Below are 16,491 nucleotides of genomic sequence, written 5' to 3' on the forward strand. Positions count from 1 at the left end.
GAAGGTAGTCCGTTCGGCATCGTGCGTTGCTGACAGCGGCTCGCCGCGCTCGTCCAGTTTATCGGCCATTGGATCCACTCGGTATTCATTCGGACTAGTACCCCGCGCCATCAATGTGGCCCGTAGGACGAACGAAAAACGGGCAGATGCTCAAATGGTTCCGAAACTCCACCTTTGGAGGCCGGCTATAGCGCGACGATCAGGACGCGAATTTCACCTTGTTTGTCGCCGCGCAGCCGGCTCAATTCCCAGACAGCAGTTCATTGGCAAGGCGCAGATCGGCAACAAAATGCTCCCGCGCGCGATTGGCATCCAATCGATCGCGAATTCGCAGCAGATATGATGGGTGGATTGTTACGACGATCAGAAACCGGGAACCAACTTCCAGCGGCCGCCCACGATCCTTGGTCACCCTGATCGATCTTCCGAGCAGTGCTCCTGCTGCCGTAGCGCCGAGCGCCACGACTACGGCTGGTCGCAGGCGGGCGAGTTCGGCGCCGAGCCACCAGGAGCAACGCTGAACTTCGCCGGCGTTGGGCTTCGAATGCAGTCTGCGCTTGCCACGCTGCTCATACTTAAGTGCTTGACCGCGTTGGTCAGATAGCAGGTCTGGCGTTCGATGCCGGCTTCCTCCAAACATTCGGTCAATACGGTGCCTGCGGGGCCGACAAAGGGCTTTCCCGCTAGATCTTCCTTGTCTCCAGGCTGTTCACCGACAAGCATCAGTTTCGCGTTTTCCGGACCCGCACCAAAGACAAGCTGGGTCGCATGCTTGTAGAGGTCGCAGCGGCGGCAATCCTCGGCTTGCTGTCGGATATCACCAAGCGAAAGATCGTTCATATGGAGGTTCTCAAGAGCCGGCCCCTGTGTGGCCGAATGCTCTCGACTGTTTCTAGTCATTGCCATCGCTCGGCGATCCACGAATGTTGCACGGCTCGGTTCGGCGATATGAAACTCGCCGTCGCGTTCCTTGATCCCAACAGGTCGTGCGAAATTTCGTTCCCATTACCGCTTCAACCTACCGCTGCCCGCTCCCATGGCGAGCGGAACAAATCGTGTTGGCAATGCTTGGTAATGATCGGTACGGGAGCCGGGTGAAGAGAACTGCGTCGCGTTCGGCGGCTCCGGTCTCCAAGCTCGGTCTTTCCTCGGCGACGCGCGCGTGCGCCGGCACCGGATGCGTTCGGTCTCAACCCGGCGATCCGCCAATGGCTGACGGATAACTCGGATTTCCTGACAGCGCCCTGCGTGCCGCTGACGATCGAGGAGACCCGAGCCGCCATGCCGACGCTGACGGCGCGCCAGTTCCGCCTCGGCCGACTAGGGGCGGGATTTCTCCTGACATCGTGATGGTGACGCTCAAGGCCTCCCGGCGCCGACCGCTACGACGGTGGAGTGGGTTGCCTGGTGCGACGGTTGCTCAATCCCGATCCGCCAGGGCCACTAAGTCGGCAAATCCGGGGCACTCAATGTCAATGTCGGGAAATAGGTTCTGTAGCGACCAACATCACGCGTGAGCAATGGCAACCCGCTGACGGCCGCATGTGCACCGATGAAGAAGTCTGGGAGAACCCCGGTTCTCGTTCCACCTGCTTTGCGATATCGTGTGAAAACCTTGCTTGCCAGAAAGAGAGCCTCTCGCGGCATTGGTGCCAGTTCTAATCCGGCTTGATCAAGGAACGCGTCGACTTCTTCGATCCGATCGTAGCGAACGGCCAGTTCGGCATAGACGATGTCGTTGACCCACAATGTCCCCCCAAGGCTTGCGTTTTCGAGTTGCGCTATGGACCAATCGGCCCATGTCGGATCATCGGTTACGACGTCGAGAAGAACATTTGTGTCTACGAATATCACGGTTCGCCACGGGTGAGGGCCATGATCGCGTCAGTATCCAGCCCTTTGCCAGCGTGCCCTCGCAGCTTTGCGAAGCGGCTGAGCTGCTGTTTTTTGGCGGCATGAACGAGCACGATGCTTCCATCCGGCGCGCGACGGAAATCAACCTGGCTCCCAGGCACTATACCCAAGAGGTCGCGCACTGGTTTGGGGATCGTAATCTGCCCCTTTGCTGTAACCGTCGTCGTCATTGTCGAACCGATGTAAGGAGTGGTTTTTTGAAGGTATTACTTCGCGGCGCGGTTTTCAAGAGCTGTCCAACCGCTGTGCGTTATCATCCCGGCGTCCGATGGCACGCGGCTTGCGCTCAATTTCAGCAGTGCCGTATCGACGCTCCCAAGGTCGAATGCGCGCGGATGCGCCCGGCGCAAGTGCGCCGCGTCGCCGGCCCGACCTTGAGGCCGAAGCCGCGCATGATGCCCCGGAAATGTCGTGAAGCTTGCCCTGAATGAGCTTGCGGGCGGCCAGCAGAGCACGCACCTCCTGGGCGGCAAGAGACTTGCAGTGGACCGCTCTGCTCAAAGCGAGAGCACAGGTGAAACCTTTCTCACGGGGCATTGCGCAAAGCGGCTAGGCTATCAGATATCGACTGACAAGATGGTCCGCCACCACGGTGCGCAGGGTGGGGCGCCTTTCCTCTGTGGCGAGAACCGGACCTATGTCGCGCGGTGTCTTCCATTTGGACAGGCTGGAGGCGCAAGAATCGGCCTCTTTCTCCAGTAATGTACACTTAACCAAGAGGCCTGTTTGGTTCGGCAATACACTTTACTCGGGCGTCCGGATGGAATGAGATGCCGCGATTTCAACTTCAACGGGCATCCATTCAAAAGGATTGGCTATGAAGATCGTCGGACTGGAGCATTTCGCCGGCTGTGTGGGGGAGGGGTTCGATATCGACCTTGGTACCATATGACCGCGTTGCGCCCATATGGAAATGCGGATCGACAAAAGGCTGGCTGACGAGGTTGCCCGAGGCATCGACGACGCGACCGGCCGCGGCATCGATGCTGGGCTCGATTGCGGCGATCCTGTCGCCATTGATGCCGATATCGGCGACGTTTCCGTCGGGCAGCGTGCCGCCCTTTACAATCAAGTCGAAACTCATCTTTCGCCTTTCTGGTACGGGATCATCAAAGCTTTGGGATAGGTGGCGCGACGCGCGACCAGGATCAGCGCGAGGATCGACAGCGCATAGGGCATCATAAGGAAAACCTGATAGGGAACGATACCGCCTGAGATCTGCTGCAGGCGAACCTGATAGGCATCGAAGGCGGCAAACAGTATGGCGCCGATCAGCGCCTTCCCTGGCCGCCAGGAGCCGAAGACGACCAGCGCGATACAAATCCAGCCGCGCCCATTGATCATCTGAAAAAAGAAGGAATTGAAGGCCGAAGTAGTGAGAAAGGCGCCGCCCACCGCCATCAGCGCGCTGCCGATGGCGACGGCACCCATGCGGATGCCGGTGACGGAAATGCCCTGGGCCTCGACCGCCGAGGGGTTTTCCCCGACAGCGCGAACGGCAAGGCCAATGGGCGTGCGGTAAAGGATCCAGGTGACGGCTGCGACTGACACGAACGCGAGATAGGTCAGCGGCGTCTGGGAGAACAGCGCCTCGCCAATGACGGGAAGGCTGGAAAGACCCGGGATCGGCAACGGCTGGAACGGCTCAATCTTCGGCGGCGACGTCACCTCGGGCAGCGCAAGCCGATAGGTGAAGTAGGTCAAGCTCGTGGCAAGCAGCGTGATGCCGATGCCGACGACGTGTTGCGACAGGCCGAGCGGTACGGTGAGCGTGGCGTGCAGCAAGCCGAACATGGCGCCGACAATGGCCGCGACCAGCACGCCGGCCCAAAGATCGCCGCCAGAATAGACGGTGAACCAGCCGGCAAAAGCCCCGGCCGTCATGATCCCTTCGATGCCCAGGTTGAGAACGCCCGCGCGCTCGCATATCAACTCGCCCATGGTCGCGAAGATCAGCGGGGATGCGATGCGGATGGCGGCAACCCAGAAGGAGGCGGTGAAGAGGATTTCAAGCGCGTCCATGTCACCTCCACCTAATCCGGAATCGCGCCAGAAGGATCGCGACAACCATCGACAGAAGCGAAGTAGCGACCATGACGTCGGCTATGTAACTGGGCACTTTGGCGGCACGGCTCATGGCATCGGCGCCGACGAAGATGCCGGCGACAAAGATGGCCGATGCGATGACGCCAAGCGGATTGAGCATGGCGAGCATCGCGACGACGATGCCGCTGTAACCGTAGCCTGGCGACAGGTCGAGCGTCAGGTTTCCCTTGAGCCCCGAGACTTCGGAAAAGCCTGCAAGTGCGGCCAAACCGCCCGAAAGCAACGCCGTCTTCATCAGCGTGCGGTTGACCAGAATGCCGACAAAACGTGCCCCCTCGGGATTGTGGCCGACGGCGCGCATTTCGTAGCCGAGAACCGTCTTTTTCATGACGACCCAGACGAGAACGGCCGAAACAAGCGCGATGGCGAAGCCGTAGTGCAGGCGCTTGCCCTGGATGAGGCGCGGCAGTTGGGCTTCAGCGATGACCTTTTGCGATTGCGGCCAGCCGAGCCCCATCGGGTCCTTGAGTACACCTTCAAGCAGCATCGACACGAACAGCAGGACGATGAAGTTGAGCAGCAGCGTGGTGACCACCTCATCGACGCCGAAGCGGGTCTTCAGCACGGCCGGGCCGAGCAGAAGCAGCGCGCCTGCAGCCATGACGGCGACCATGATCACCGGGATCAGAACGACCGAAGGTAGCGGTAGTGCGCCGGTTCCCAGCACCACGGTGACTACGCCACCGATGTAGAGTTGGGCTTCCGCGCCGATGTTCCAGAGCTTGGCCCGAAAGGCGACGGCGATCGCCAGGCCCGTGAAGATCAGCGGCGTCGCTCGGGTCAGGGTTTCCATAAGCGCGAACTGTGAGCCGGCCGCTCCCTTGGCCACGAGATAGAAGACGGACAGCGGCGAAGCGCCAGCGACGAGAACGAGCATCGACGTCAACACCAGCGTTGTGGCGATGGCTGCCAGCGGAAACAGCAAGGTGACCGCCAAGGACGGCGCAAGCTTTGGCTCAAGCCGCATGGTCGCCGCGCTCCCCGTCGTGGCCCGCCATCAACTCTCCCAGTTGCCGAATGCTGCGCTCGCCGCGCGAAGACGGCGTCGAAAGGCGTCCCTTGAACATGACGATGATGCGGTCGGACAATGCCAGGACCTCCTCGAGGTCTTCGGATATCAGCAGTATAGCCGCGCCCCTGTCTCGTGCTTCGAGCAGCATGCGGTGTACATACGCGACTGCGCCGACATCGAGGCCACGGGTCGGCTGGCTTGCAAGGATGACCGTCGGGTCGGGATCAAGGGCCCGGCCGAGGATCAGCTTCTGCATGTTGCCGCCCGAAAGCAGGCGCATTCGGGCCTCGGGCGAGGGGCATTTGACCTCGTAGTCGGCGATGAGTTTCTCGGCGAAGCCGCGGGCAGCCCTCCAGTTCAGGAAGCCCATGCGGCTGAACCGCGGGCTGCGGTAGCGTTCGCCGATGACATTCTCCGTCACACTCATGTCGCCGATGCTGCCGATAGCGTGGCGATCTTCCGGAATCCTGGCCACGCCGTGGGCGAGGGCCACGCGCGGCGACCAGTCGGCGACTTCCCTCCCGGCGATGGAAATGCTCCCGTTGGTCGGGCGCCGGATGCCGGCGATAAGGGCCGCAAGGCCAGCCTGGCCATTGCCGGCGACGCCGGCAAGGCCGGTGATCTCGCCGGCCGTGAGCGTGAGCGACACTTGATCGAGGCCGGCTCCGTTATACGGCGTCGTGGAGACGCTTTCGAGCGTCAGCAGCGGTACACCCCGCTTTACCGGGGTGACCTCCGTCGGCTTGACTTCCTGGCCAACCATTAGGGCGGCTAGTTCTTTGCGGTCGGTTGAACCCGTTTCACGCTCGCCAACGAGTCGGCCGGAGCGCAAAACCAGCACACGATCACTGACCGACATTACTTCGTGCAATTTGTGGGAGATGAAGATGATCGACAGGCCCTTTGCGACGAGCAGCTTCAGTGTCCGGAACAGCGCATCGGTCTCTGCGGGTGTTAGAACGGCCGTCGGCTCGTCCAGGATCAGGAGACGGGCTTCGCGATAGAGTGCCTTCAAGATCTCGACGCGCTGACGTTCGCCGACCGAGAGTGTGGAGACGGTGGCGGCGGGTTCGACGGCGAGGCCGAAATCGGCCGACAGTTGCTCGATGCGCCGCCGTGCTGCGGCCCTGTCGAGCCGCATGCGCCAGAGGCTCTGCGTGCCAAGCGCGATATTTTCCTGCACCGTCATGTTGTCAGCAAGGGTGAAATGCTGGTGGACCATGCCAATGCCGGCATCGAGAGCCGCGCGCGGATCTCCCGGCGGAAGCCGCTTTCCGAATGCCTCGACGGTTCCCTCGTCAGCGACATAGTGGCCGAAGAGAATGTTCATCAGCGTCGTCTTGCCGGCACCGTTCTCCCCGAGAAGTGCTATGACTTCGCCCCGCTTCAGCTCGAAGGAAATGGCCTCGTTTGCCCTGAGTGGGCCGAAGCGCTTGCTGATGCCGGAAAGACGAAGGACAGGGTTGCTTGACACGGCGGTGACCGGAAGTGGCGATGTGGGAAGCTTCCTTTCCCGTCCAGGGAGAGAGTGGTCGCTTCCGGCGAAGAGTTATCCCCCTCCGGCAAGGTTGCCCACCTCTCCCATGAACGGGAGCACAGGCTAGCTCGACTTGGGCTCGCCGTCGTTGATCTCGACGGTGAATGCGCCGTCCTTGATCATCTTCTCTTTCTCAGCGACCTTGGCCTTGATGTCGTCCGGAACCTTGCTGTCGAAGGTGCCGAGAGGTGCTAGCGAACAGCCGCCGTTCTTCATGAAGGAATAGACGCCGTAGTCGTCGGCCTTGAAAGTGCCGGCCTTCACTTCGGCGATCGCCTTGTCGAGCGTCGGCTCGAAATGCCACAGCGCGGAGGCGACAACGGTGTCCGGATAGTCTGCCTGGGTATCGATGACATTGCCGATCGCCAGGATCTTCTTTTCCTTGGCGGCATCGGATACGCCGAAACGCTCGGCATACAGCAGATCCGCACCGCCATCGATCTGGGCGAACGCCGTCTCCTTGGCCTTGGGCGGATCGAACCACGAGCCGATGAAGGCGACCTGGAACTTGGTGTCTGGGGCAACTTCCTTCACCCCGGCCATGAAGGCGTTCATCAGCCGGTTAACCTCCGGGATCGGGTAGCCTCCCACCATGCCAATGTTCTTGGACTTGGTCATCGCGCCGGCGATGATGCCAGACAGATAGGATGCGTCCTGGATATAGTTGTCGAACACTGAGAAGTTCGGCACGGCGGCATCGGGCTTGAAGCTCGAGCCCATCAGGAAGGCGACGTCAGGGTAGTCCTTGGCGACGGCGCGGGCGGCATCCTCGACGCCGAAGACCTCGCCCAGGATCAGCTTGTGGCCAGCCTCGCAATATTCGCGCATGACGCGCTCGTAATCGTTGTTTGCGGTGTTTTCCGAATAGACATATTCGATGTCGCCGCGCTCCTTGGCGGTATTGGCCGCCTTGTGGATACGACTGACCCACTGCTGCTCGACCGGGACGGTATACACGGCTGCCACCTTTGTCGGGTCGGCAGCGAGCAGGCGGCTTGGAAGACCCGCTGCAGCCACCGCGGCGGAGGCGCCGGCAATTTTGATCAGATTTCTTCTGGAAATGGCGAAATTGAAGGAATTGCTATGCATGAACTTCCCCTCTGATTGATTGCGCGTTTTGGAACGCGTCTTTTTACCACTTGGTCAATGTAGGTGAAGTTGAGGGTGGCAGCAATTGGACGCAGCATAACATTCAATCCGAAACGACCCGACCTCCGCGACAATTCATAAGTATTTTGGCGCGAAAGGCTCTGGAAGTGTCGCGCGCGATACGCAGAGGCCCATTTACTGCAAAAGCTTCGCGAACACTGCCCTCAGCGTCCTGCGTGACATAAAGCGGGCGTTCTATGGCCAACAAATTGCCCTGCTGCCGCCGCACCGAGCCCATCGATCTGGAACAAGAATTCCGGCGCGCGCATCTCCACCTACGTCATATTCGGTCAGCGCGGAACCAGGTGCTGCGTCCTCAATGGTGCGGCCGCAAGGACCGGCCAGCCGGGCGACCAGATCATCATATGCTACTCGGCCTACTACGACCTTGAAGCCGAAAGTGCTGACCTTCGACGAGAACAACGTCCGATCCATCTCTTTGCGCGGTCGCTGCATTCCAAGCGGTTCGAAATAGGCCGGCGCTCACACCCCAGGCTCTGCGGGTCTGACGATCAGACGAGACGCGTATATGGAGGGCGCGCTCGCTGGCGTTCGTGCCATTTGAATTTGACGCGCTCGACAGGACGAATGTTCGCATCGGGGACAACGGCGACCAGCTTGTCTGCCAAGTTCAGCGCCTGGAGAGCTCAAATACGAATTAAAACCGATAAGTGGGCTTATATCTATCAATATTGCCGCTGCCGCCACTATACTCTGGCGATGTAACCGGGAGAGAGTTCATGCGTCCTCTAACCCAGTGCCAAGCGTTAATGGCGGCGGTTCTCGCAGGTGCGGCCGCCGTGGTTTCAACATCCGCTCAGGATCGACTCGGCGAGCGTGCGGCGATGATCGAGACGATCAGATTGCACGCCCGTTCGGCGCCGTCAGCGGTCGAGGGCCAGGGCGTCGATCCGGCTGTGCTGGAGACGATGGGAAGGGTGCCGCGCCACCTTTTTGTGCCCGAGGAGCAGCGTGGTGCGGCCTATCGAGATCGGCCACTGCCGATCGGATACGGACAGACCATCTCGCAACCCTTCATCGTCGCGCTGATGACGGACCTGATCAACGTTGGGCCCGGCGACGCTGTCCTCGAGATCGGCACTGGCTCGGGTTATCAGGCAGCCGTCTTGTCGCCGCTCGCAGCGAAGGTTTACTCGATTGAGATCCTACCGGAGCTGGGCGAAAGGGCGGCCGCCCGATTGGCGGAGCTCCGTTTCGACAATGTCGAGGTGAGGGTGGGAGACGGCTACTATGGTTGGCCTGCCCACGCGCCTTTCGACGGTATCGTGGTGACTGCCGCTGCCAGTCACATCCCGCCACCGCTGGTCGAGCAACTCGCCAAGGGCGGCCGGATGGTCGTCCCCGTTGGAGGCCCCTTTGCGACCCAGTTTCTCATGCTGGTCGAGAAGCGACGGGACGGAAGCATCACGACCCGTCAACTGCTGCCGGTGGCCTTTGTGCCGCTGAGGGGAGGTAGAGCCCAATGAGAGCGGGGCGCCTGCTGCCGGTTGGTCTCATATCGGCGGCAACCCTTGCTCACGAAGTGCTGCTGATGCGGCTCTTTTCGATCATTCAGTGGCATCAATTTGCCTATATGATCATAAGCATAGCACTCCTGGGCTTCGGCGCGAGCGGTACGTTCGTTGCATTGGCCCGCCGCCCTCTGGTGAAACAGTACCCGGCCGCCTTCGCAGCGTCGGCAGCGCTGTTCGGCATCACTGCGGTTGCCAGCTTCGCCGGTGCCGAACGCCTGCCGTTCAACGCGCTCGAGGTCGTCTGGAATCCGGGCCAGCTCGGTTGGCTCGCGGCTAGCTATGCTCTCCTGGTCCTGCCGTTCTTTTTTGGTGCCACCTGTATCGGCCTTGCCTTCAGCCGCCATCCCGGCCAGGTCGGACGCGTCTATGCCTTCGACCTGGTCGGCGCTGGGGTCGGTGCACTGGGCATCGTCGGGCTCATGTTCCTGGTCTTTCCGGCTGCGGCACTGCGCTTCGTCGCGACGTTGGGATTTGCGGCGGCTGCCCTTGCTGCGACGGGCATGGCTCGCCATCGGCGGCTAGCTGCGGGCAGCCTCGGGCTTGCCGCCGCGGTCATCGCGGTGTGGCTGCCACCGTCCTTTACGGCCACCGGCCCGCACATGTCGCAATACAAGGGCCTAAGCATGGCTCTCGACGTCCCCAACGCGCGGGTGGTCGAGGAGCGATCAAGCCCGCTCGGACTACTGACAGTCGTGGAGAGCCCGAGCGTCCCATTCCGGTACGCGCCGGGCCTCAGCCTCGCCAACACCCAAGAGCCGCCCACGCAACTCGCCGTCTTCAGCGATGGCGATAGTGTTACGGCGATGACCGCCTATAGCGGCGATCCGGCGACGGTCGCTTATCTCGACCGGACAACGGCGGCGCTCCCGTACCGCATTCTTGCACGGCCGCGAGTGCTGGTCCTCGGTGCTGGTGGCGGCGAGCAGGTGCTGCTGGCGCTTCGCTCCGGAGCCGAACTCGTGGACGCTGTAGAGGTCAACCCGCAGATGATCGACCTGGCTCGCAATCGCTTCGCGAACTTCGTCGGCGGCATCTTCAGCCGACCGAACGTGCATCTGCATCTAGCCGAGGCGCGCGCCTTCGCTGCGACCGCGGGCGAGCGTTACGACCTGATCCAGATGCCGCTCCTTGACTCCTTCAGCGCGGCCGCGGCCGGCGTGCAAAGCATGCACGAGAATTACACCTATACCGTGGAGGCACTGCGGGCTTACCTGGCGGTACTGAAACCAGATGGCATCGTCGCCATCACGCGATGGCTGCGGGTGCCGCCGCGCGACATCCTTAAGCTGTTCGCCACCGCTACCGCAGCGCTTGAAGCGGATGGCGTGGCCCAGCCCGGCCGGCACTTGGCGCTGATCCGGAGCTGGAATACCGCAACCCTGCTCATCGCCAAGTCGCCGCTCACGGGTGACGACATAGCAGCCATCCGCGGCTTCGCGGCCGAGAATTTCTTCGACATCTCCTGGGTGCCGAGCATCTCCGCGAGCGACGTGAACCGTTACAATCAACTCGACCGGGAATATCTCTACGAGGGAGCCCTCGCTCTCCTCGGCCCTGAACGAGCCGACTTCACGGAGCGCTACAAGTTCGATATTGCGCCGGCCACGGACAATCGGCCCTATTTCTTCGACTTTTTCCGCTGGCGTGCGCTGCCCGAACTCCTGACGCTGCGCACCCAAGGTGGGGCAGCAATGCTCGACTGGGGCTACCTGATCCTGGTGACGACGCTCGTTCAGGCCGCGCTCCTCAGTACCGTCTTGATCCTGCTACCGCTCTGGCTTCGCCGGCGCGCACTCGTGAAAGCCGTACCCCGGCTGCGCTTCGGGCTCTATTTCCTTGCCTTGGGCCTGGCCTTCCTCTTCATCGAGATCGCCTTCATCCAGCGCTTCGTGCTGTTCCTCGGCCATCCGCTCTACGCCGTCTCCGTCGTGCTTGCGGGTTTCCTCGCCTTCGCAGGTCTCGGTAGCGCCTTGGCTGTACGTTGGGTGGCGGCGGTCGGATGCGGATCCGCGGTGCGCGGCATCACCCTCGCTGTCGTGGTAATCGCATTCCTGGCTGGGTCATACCTGCTCGCGCTGCCTTCGATATTCGAACGGCTGCTGGCACTCCCGGATGCCGCGAAGATTGCAATCGCGCTCCTCCTCATAGCACCGCTCGCTGTCTTCATGGGTATGCCCTTCCCCCTCGGCCTCGGCCACGTCGGCGCACGCTCGGAGGAATTTCTTCCCTGGGCGTGGGGGATCAATGGCTGTGCGTCGGTGCTAAGCGCGATCCTCGCCGCACTGCTTGCAATGCATATCGGGTTCACTGGCGTCGTGACGATGGCCGTGATCCTCTATCTTGCCGCGCCGGCCTTACTCGCCGGGTCGCGGGATCACGTCGCAACACGTTAATCCAGATCGGAACTGTTCGCGAGATAGGCGAAACGGGCAATACTGCAATAGATGTCGGCACCCCGTTTGATGTCGATCGCGGCATGCGACAGAACCCGGTGCAAACACGGGGAGGGCGTCCCAAGCAGCCGTGCGGCGTCCAATACATGCGGCGAGGGCGCCGTGCCCCTTTCTTCTCGTCCACCCGCAGCTATTTATCCAAGAACCATCCTGCTCCGACTGGCAGGAGGCGGGGTCCGCCGCCTTTCGGCCGAGAAGAACAGCGAGCGCGTCATGCAAGTTCAGGTCGAAACCTTCGTGGACGACGGTGGTGTCGAAAAGATCCGACGATTTTACCTCAACGGCCGGCAGGTCGAAGTGGTCGAAAACCTCGATCAGTGGCATGGCGCCGACTACCGATACTTCAAGGTCAGGGGCGGCGAGGGTGACGTTTACATTTTGTATCTGGACGTACACCGAACGCAGTGGGCGCTGTATCAACGCTCGCAATCACCGGGCTCCCGCGCCGCCTTGTGACGTTCGACGTCAGTATTCGCATCTCCTCACTGCAGGCCTTTCCAAGCGACTGTGGAGAGTTAAATATGTACCATCGTCCTAATCTTGGCCGCTACGGTGATCGCTCTCCGCAATCTTAGGAAATCCTATGAGACTGCCGAAGGGCGGCTTGAAGTCTTGAGAGGGATCGATCTCGATCTCTGCGCGGGAGACAGAGTTGCCCTGACGGGGGAGTCAGGTAGCGGAAAGAGCACGCTCCTGCATCTCGTAGCCGGCCTCGACCGAGCGGACTCAGGCGAGATCACGATCGGGGGGCGAGACATTTCCAAGCTGAATGACCGGGAACGCGCTGCCTACAGGCGGACAGAAGTCGGCCTCGTATTTCAGCAGTTCAACCTTGTCCCGTCACTAGACGTGGCCGCGAACATTGCTTTCCACGCCAAGCTCGCGGGACGCCACGATCCTCCGTGGGAAAATGAACTCGTGGAGCGCCTCGGAATCGGGTCGTTGCTCACCAGATATCCCGAGCAGCTTTCCATCGGACAACAGCAGCGGGTGGCGATCGGACGAACCCTTGCCGCGCGTCCCGGCTTAGTTCTGGCGGATGAGCCCACAGGAAACCTGGACGAGGCCAACGGAGACGCTGTCCTGGAACTGATGCTCGCGCTATCGAAGGGAAGCGGATCGACACTTCTCCTGGTGACACACTCGCAAAGACTGGCGGATAGGCTCGACCGGCAGGTTTATTTGCGGTGCGGGAAGATCGAATGAAGATGTGGACCGCAGCCACGGCACTTCTGTCCCACTGGCGACGACGACCGCTGCAGCTCGGCGCCCTCTTGTCCGGCCTGGCGCTGGCGACCGCCCTGTGGTCGGGAGTGCAGGCGATCAACGCAGAAGCTCGCGCGAGCTACACCCGCGCCGCGGTTGTGCTCGACCAGAACGGATTGGCGAACCTGGTTTCTCCAAACGGCAGCGCGATTCCTCAGTCCGCGTTCGTGCGGCTCAGACGGGCGGGCTGGAACGTGTCACCAGTTTTGGAGGGAGACTATCGGTTCGGTGTGACCCGGTTAAGGGTGATCGGCATCGAGCCACTGACGATGCCCGCCGAGACTAACACCGTCGACCTGGGAAATGCCGGGGACTTGCTTTCCTTCATCACGCCTCCTGGCATGCTGTTCGTCTCTCCCAGAACAGCGGAAAAAATGCGAGGACAGACGGACCTCGCGCTGCGTGTTTCGGATCGGATGCTGGACGGCGCCGCCTTCATCGACATCGGCTTGGCCCAGAAGCTGTTAAGAAGAGAGGGCGAACTCAGTCGGATTGTGATTGCCGAAAACCAACGTTCCGGTCTGGAGCCGCTTGAAAAGCTTGTTCCAACGCTCTCAGTTCGCGAGCCGAATGCAGAAACCGACGTCGAGCATCTTACCGAGAGCTTCCATCTCAATTTGACAGCCTTCGGTTTTCTCGCCTTCGCGGTGGGGCTGTTCATCGTCTACTCGACGATCGGTCTCGCCTTCGAGCAACGGCGGCCGACCTTCAGAACGCTTCGCTGCCTTGGAGTTTCGTTGAGTGAGCTTGCGGTTCTGCTACTCGCCGAACTTGTCCTTTTCGCCCTCGCCGCCGGGGCGGTCGGCGTCGCGATCGGATATCTGGTCGCGTCGCTGCTGCTGCCCGGAGTGGCCGCAACCCTCGAAGGACTCTACGGAGCCAGCGTGCCCGGCACGCTTTCCCTGCGTCCGGAGTGGTGGGTTTTTGGTTTTGCCATCGCGGTGGCCGGAACATTGGTTTCGTCGGCACAGAGCCTGTTGCGCTTGACGAGGGTGCCTTTGCTCGCGGCGGGCCAACCCCAGACCTGGGGACGATCGTGGCAAGCGGGGCGGCGGTTTCAGGTGCTGGCCGCAGCGGCTTTGCTAGCCGTCTCGGGAGCTCTTCTTCTGTGTGCCGAAGGACTCGAGGCGGGCTTTGGCGTTCTTGGCTGTCTTCTGCTCGGGGCGTCGCTACTTCTCCCTACCGTGCTCTCCGGATTCCTCACCGTCATGCAGCGGACGTCTTCGCGCGCGCTCGTCACGTGGTTCTGGGCCGACGCGCGGCAGCAACTCCCCGGACTTTCCCTAGCGCTCATGGCATTGCTTCTTGCGCTGGCGGCAAATGTCGGCGTCGGAACCATGGTCTCTAGCTTCCGTCTCACGTTCGTCGGCTGGCTCGACCAACGCCTCCCCGCTGAGCTTTACGTCGCTGCCCGGAACGAGGGCGAGGCAGACAGGCTCAGGGCATGGCTCGCAACGAAGGTGGAATCGGTGTTGCCGATCTTGAGCGTGGATGCCGAGATCCGGGGGCAGTCGATGCAGATCTTCGGTGTCGTTGACGATCCCACCTATAGGAAGCACTGGCCCCTGATCGCTGGCATGCCGGACGTCTGGGATCAGGTGGCGTCCGGTCAAGGGGTGCTGGTCAACGAACAGTTTTGGAGGCGGGACCGGCTCCGCATCGGCGATCAGTTGGATCTGCCGGGTGACTGGAAGGCGGCGGTTGTCGGGGTCTATTCGGATTACGGGAACCCAAAGGGCCAGGTCATCGCCGGAATAAATGCTCTGACCTCTCGTTACCCGCAGGTCTCGCGCCTGCGCTACGGTCTCCGGATCCAGCCTGATCAGGTTGCGGATCTACGATCGAGGCTCACGGACGAATTCGGACTACCAGCCGACAACGTCGTCGATCAAGCGACACTGAAGGAACAGTCACGGCGGATCTTCGATCGCACGTTCTTGGTTACTGGCGCGTTGAACATATTCACGCTCGGGGTTGCTGCATTGGCTATGTTCTCAAGCCTCCTCACGTTGTCGGAAATGCGCCTCCCGCAGCTTGCGCCTGTGTGGGCCACGGGGGTCACGAGACGTGATCTCGCTCTTCTTGAGGTTCTAAGGGCGCTCGTGCTCTGGCTGGCGACATTTATCGCCGCTTTGCCCCTCGGCCTGGCGTTGGCGTGGGTGCTTCTCGCGGTGGTGAACGTCGAAGCCTTCGGCTGGCGTCTGCCCATGTATATCTTTCCCTACGAGTGGCTTCGCCTCGGTCTAGTCGCGCTCGGCGCTGCTGTCGTTTCCGTATTCATCCCGCTTCGCCGGCTGGCGGGAGTCACGCCATCGGAACTTCTGAAGGTATTCGCCAATGAGCGTTAGATCGATTGCGATCGCTTTTGCGGTGACGACCATGGCCAGCTTTTCCGGGAGCCAAGCGGCCTCCGAGGGTTTTGGTGGCCTTGGCTCGACGGTCGAAGGGTTTTCGGTGCCGCAGCCTGGCCTGCTGTTCCGTTTCCCCGCCGACCACGGCCCACATCCGGACTTCCGGATAGAGTGGTGGTATCTAACGGCCAATCTTGAAGCCCCCGACGGAACTCAATACGGAGCGCAGTGGACCCTTTTCCGGTCAGCGCTTGCTCCGGGTGAGGCCAACGCGTGGTCGAGCCCACAGCTCTGGATGGGGCACGCAGCCGTCACCACTTCAAAAGACCACTTCGTTGCAGAACGTATTTCACGCGGGGGAGTGGGGCAGGCTGGTGTTGTCGCAGAGCCGTTCTCAGCCTGGATCGATGACTGGCAGATAAAGGGACATGCCGCCCCGGGAACGGATCAGCTGTCTGATCTCAGCCTGACTGCGTCCACAGAGGAATTCGGCTACGAACTCCGCTTAATGGCCACAGGCCCGCTGGTGCCACAGGGCGATAACGGTTATTCGCTGAAATCAGCGAAGGGACAGGCCAGCTACTACTATTCGCAGCCGTTCTATGCGGTGACCGGCTCGCTTTCGCTACCGAGCGGGCATGTAGAGGTGACGGGGAAAGCTTGGCTCGACCGCGAGTGGTCGTCACAGCCGCTCGCGAAGGACCAGACCGGTTGGGATTGGTTCTCGCTGCATCTCGATACAGGGGAGAAGCTCATGGGCTTCCGCCTCAGAGATGAAGGGGAGGGATATACCTCCGCCACCTGGATCACTGCCGACGGGCGACCCGACCCTTTACACGCGACAGCTCTCAAGATCGTTCCCGTGCGAACCGCCAAAGTCGCAGGGCGTCAAATTCCTGTTTCCTGGAACGTCCAGATTCCCAGTCGCGGCTTTGACGTCACGACCCAACCTCTGAACGACCACGCGTGGATGCCAACATCCATCCCCTACTGGGAAGGCCCGATCGTCTTCGAGGGCAGTGTCAGTGGCAGGGGTTATCTGGAGATGACCGGGTACTAGCCCAAACCAAGGGTAGCGGGAAGGTGATGGGGGCAGCTTCTATCGCAACCTGCCTTGCGCCGTCCCGATCGGGTGGTTTCGGGTTGCATTGGGGTCGCAGCCTTCAAA

General features: G+C 61.3%; 12 protein-coding genes and 4 pseudogenes. 7 read left to right on the plus strand and 9 right to left on the minus strand.

Annotated features, from left to right (window positions below; translation table 11 throughout):
* Positions 1-241: 241 nt before the first annotated feature.
* The 9 genes and pseudogenes from ACTJKM_RS20830 to ACTJKM_RS20870 form a co-directional block, all read right to left on the minus strand.
* A pseudogene (locus ACTJKM_RS20830) lies at positions 242-906 on the minus strand (UdgX family uracil-DNA binding protein).
* Positions 907-1,443: 537 nt separating this feature from the next.
* A complete protein-coding gene (locus tag ACTJKM_RS20835; RefSeq protein WP_440660758.1) occupies positions 1,444-1,854 on the minus strand; it encodes a type II toxin-antitoxin system VapC family toxin in 411 nt (136 codons plus the stop codon).
* Positions 1,851-2,084, minus strand: a complete 234-nt coding sequence (locus tag ACTJKM_RS20840; protein WP_058327715.1) for an AbrB/MazE/SpoVT family DNA-binding domain-containing protein — start codon at positions 2,082-2,084, stop codon at positions 1,851-1,853. Before ACTJKM_RS20840 ends, ACTJKM_RS20835 begins: the two co-directional genes overlap by 4 nt.
* A 67-nt stretch (positions 2,085-2,151) precedes the next feature.
* Positions 2,152-2,409 (minus strand): annotated as a pseudogene (locus ACTJKM_RS20845) (IS110 family transposase); the annotation flags it as partial.
* Between the two features lie 388 nt (positions 2,410-2,797).
* A pseudogene (locus ACTJKM_RS20850) lies at positions 2,798-2,998 on the minus strand (cytosine deaminase); the annotation flags it as partial.
* Positions 2,995-3,936 carry an ABC transporter permease gene (locus ACTJKM_RS20855; protein WP_058327713.1) on the minus strand — a complete coding sequence of 314 codons (942 nt, stop codon included), beginning with the start codon at positions 3,934-3,936 and terminating at the stop codon, positions 2,995-2,997. The pseudogene ACTJKM_RS20850 and the gene ACTJKM_RS20855, both read right to left, overlap by 4 nt.
* A gap of 1 nt (position 3,937) precedes the next feature.
* Positions 3,938-4,987, minus strand: coding sequence for an ABC transporter permease (locus ACTJKM_RS20860; RefSeq protein ID WP_058327712.1), 1,050 nt, complete (start codon positions 4,985-4,987; stop codon positions 3,938-3,940).
* Entirely contained in the window at positions 4,977-6,506 is a 1,530-nt protein-coding gene (locus ACTJKM_RS20865; RefSeq protein ID WP_113514585.1) for an ABC transporter ATP-binding protein, read from the minus strand. The genes ACTJKM_RS20860 and ACTJKM_RS20865 overlap by 11 nt, the downstream gene beginning before the upstream one ends.
* A gap of 126 nt (positions 6,507-6,632) precedes the next feature.
* On the minus strand, positions 6,633-7,658 hold the full coding sequence (locus ACTJKM_RS20870) for a BMP family protein (protein WP_440660760.1): 1,026 nt from the start codon (positions 7,656-7,658) through the stop codon (positions 6,633-6,635).
* 240 nt (positions 7,659-7,898) lie between these two features.
* On the opposite strand from ACTJKM_RS20870, the pseudogene ACTJKM_RS20875 reads away from it, so the two are divergent.
* From ACTJKM_RS20875 to ACTJKM_RS20905, 7 genes and pseudogenes are all read left to right on the plus strand, one after another.
* Positions 7,899-8,142: pseudogene (locus ACTJKM_RS20875) on the plus strand (aspartate 1-decarboxylase); the annotation flags it as partial.
* 316 nt (positions 8,143-8,458) lie between these two features.
* Positions 8,459-9,205: a protein-L-isoaspartate(D-aspartate) O-methyltransferase gene (locus ACTJKM_RS20880; protein ID WP_058327709.1), complete on the plus strand. Its 747-nt coding sequence runs from the start codon at positions 8,459-8,461 to the stop codon at positions 9,203-9,205.
* A complete protein-coding gene (locus tag ACTJKM_RS20885; protein WP_058327708.1) occupies positions 9,202-11,646 on the plus strand; it encodes a class I SAM-dependent methyltransferase in 2,445 nt (814 codons plus the stop codon). The genes ACTJKM_RS20880 and ACTJKM_RS20885 overlap by 4 nt, the downstream gene beginning before the upstream one ends.
* A 162-nt stretch (positions 11,647-11,808) precedes the next feature.
* The gene (locus ACTJKM_RS20890) at positions 11,809-12,162 is read left to right on the plus strand and encodes a hypothetical protein (protein WP_440660762.1); all 354 of its coding nucleotides are present in this window, start codon (positions 11,809-11,811) and stop codon (positions 12,160-12,162) included.
* A 96-nt stretch (positions 12,163-12,258) separates the two neighbouring features.
* A complete protein-coding gene (locus ACTJKM_RS20895) occupies positions 12,259-12,912 on the plus strand; it encodes an ABC transporter ATP-binding protein (RefSeq protein WP_058327737.1) in 654 nt (217 codons plus the stop codon).
* Positions 12,909-15,320, plus strand: coding sequence for an FtsX-like permease family protein (locus ACTJKM_RS20900; RefSeq protein ID WP_440660764.1), 2,412 nt, complete (start codon positions 12,909-12,911; stop codon positions 15,318-15,320). Before ACTJKM_RS20895 ends, ACTJKM_RS20900 begins: the two co-directional genes overlap by 4 nt.
* Positions 15,310-16,383: a lipocalin-like domain-containing protein gene (locus tag ACTJKM_RS20905; protein ID WP_058327705.1), complete on the plus strand. Its 1,074-nt coding sequence runs from the start codon at positions 15,310-15,312 to the stop codon at positions 16,381-16,383. Before ACTJKM_RS20900 ends, ACTJKM_RS20905 begins: the two co-directional genes overlap by 11 nt.
* Positions 16,384-16,491 lie beyond the last annotated feature (108 nt).

The sequence above is a fragment of the Ensifer sp. 22460 genome (assembly GCF_052044935.1).
GTDB lineage: Bacteria > Pseudomonadota > Alphaproteobacteria > Rhizobiales > Rhizobiaceae > Ensifer.

Coding starts and splice junctions, on each gene's coding strand:
- ACTJKM_RS20840 (WP_058327715.1), bottom strand. CDS start 2,084: ATGACGACGACGGTTACAGCAAAGGGGCAGATTACGATCCCCAAACCA.
- ACTJKM_RS20855 (WP_058327713.1), bottom strand. CDS start 3,936: ATGGACGCGCTTGAAATCCTCTTCACCGCCTCCTTCTGGGTTGCCGCC.
- ACTJKM_RS20860 (WP_058327712.1), bottom strand. CDS start 4,987: ATGCGGCTTGAGCCAAAGCTTGCGCCGTCCTTGGCGGTCACCTTGCTG.
- ACTJKM_RS20870 (WP_440660760.1), bottom strand. CDS start 7,658: ATGCATAGCAATTCCTTCAATTTCGCCATTTCCAGAAGAAATCTGATC.
- ACTJKM_RS20880 (WP_058327709.1), top strand. CDS start 8,459: ATGCGTCCTCTAACCCAGTGCCAAGCGTTAATGGCGGCGGTTCTCGCA.
- ACTJKM_RS20885 (WP_058327708.1), top strand. CDS start 9,202: ATGAGAGCGGGGCGCCTGCTGCCGGTTGGTCTCATATCGGCGGCAACC.
- ACTJKM_RS20900 (WP_440660764.1), top strand. CDS start 12,909: ATGAAGATGTGGACCGCAGCCACGGCACTTCTGTCCCACTGGCGACGA.
- ACTJKM_RS20905 (WP_058327705.1), top strand. CDS start 15,310: ATGAGCGTTAGATCGATTGCGATCGCTTTTGCGGTGACGACCATGGCC.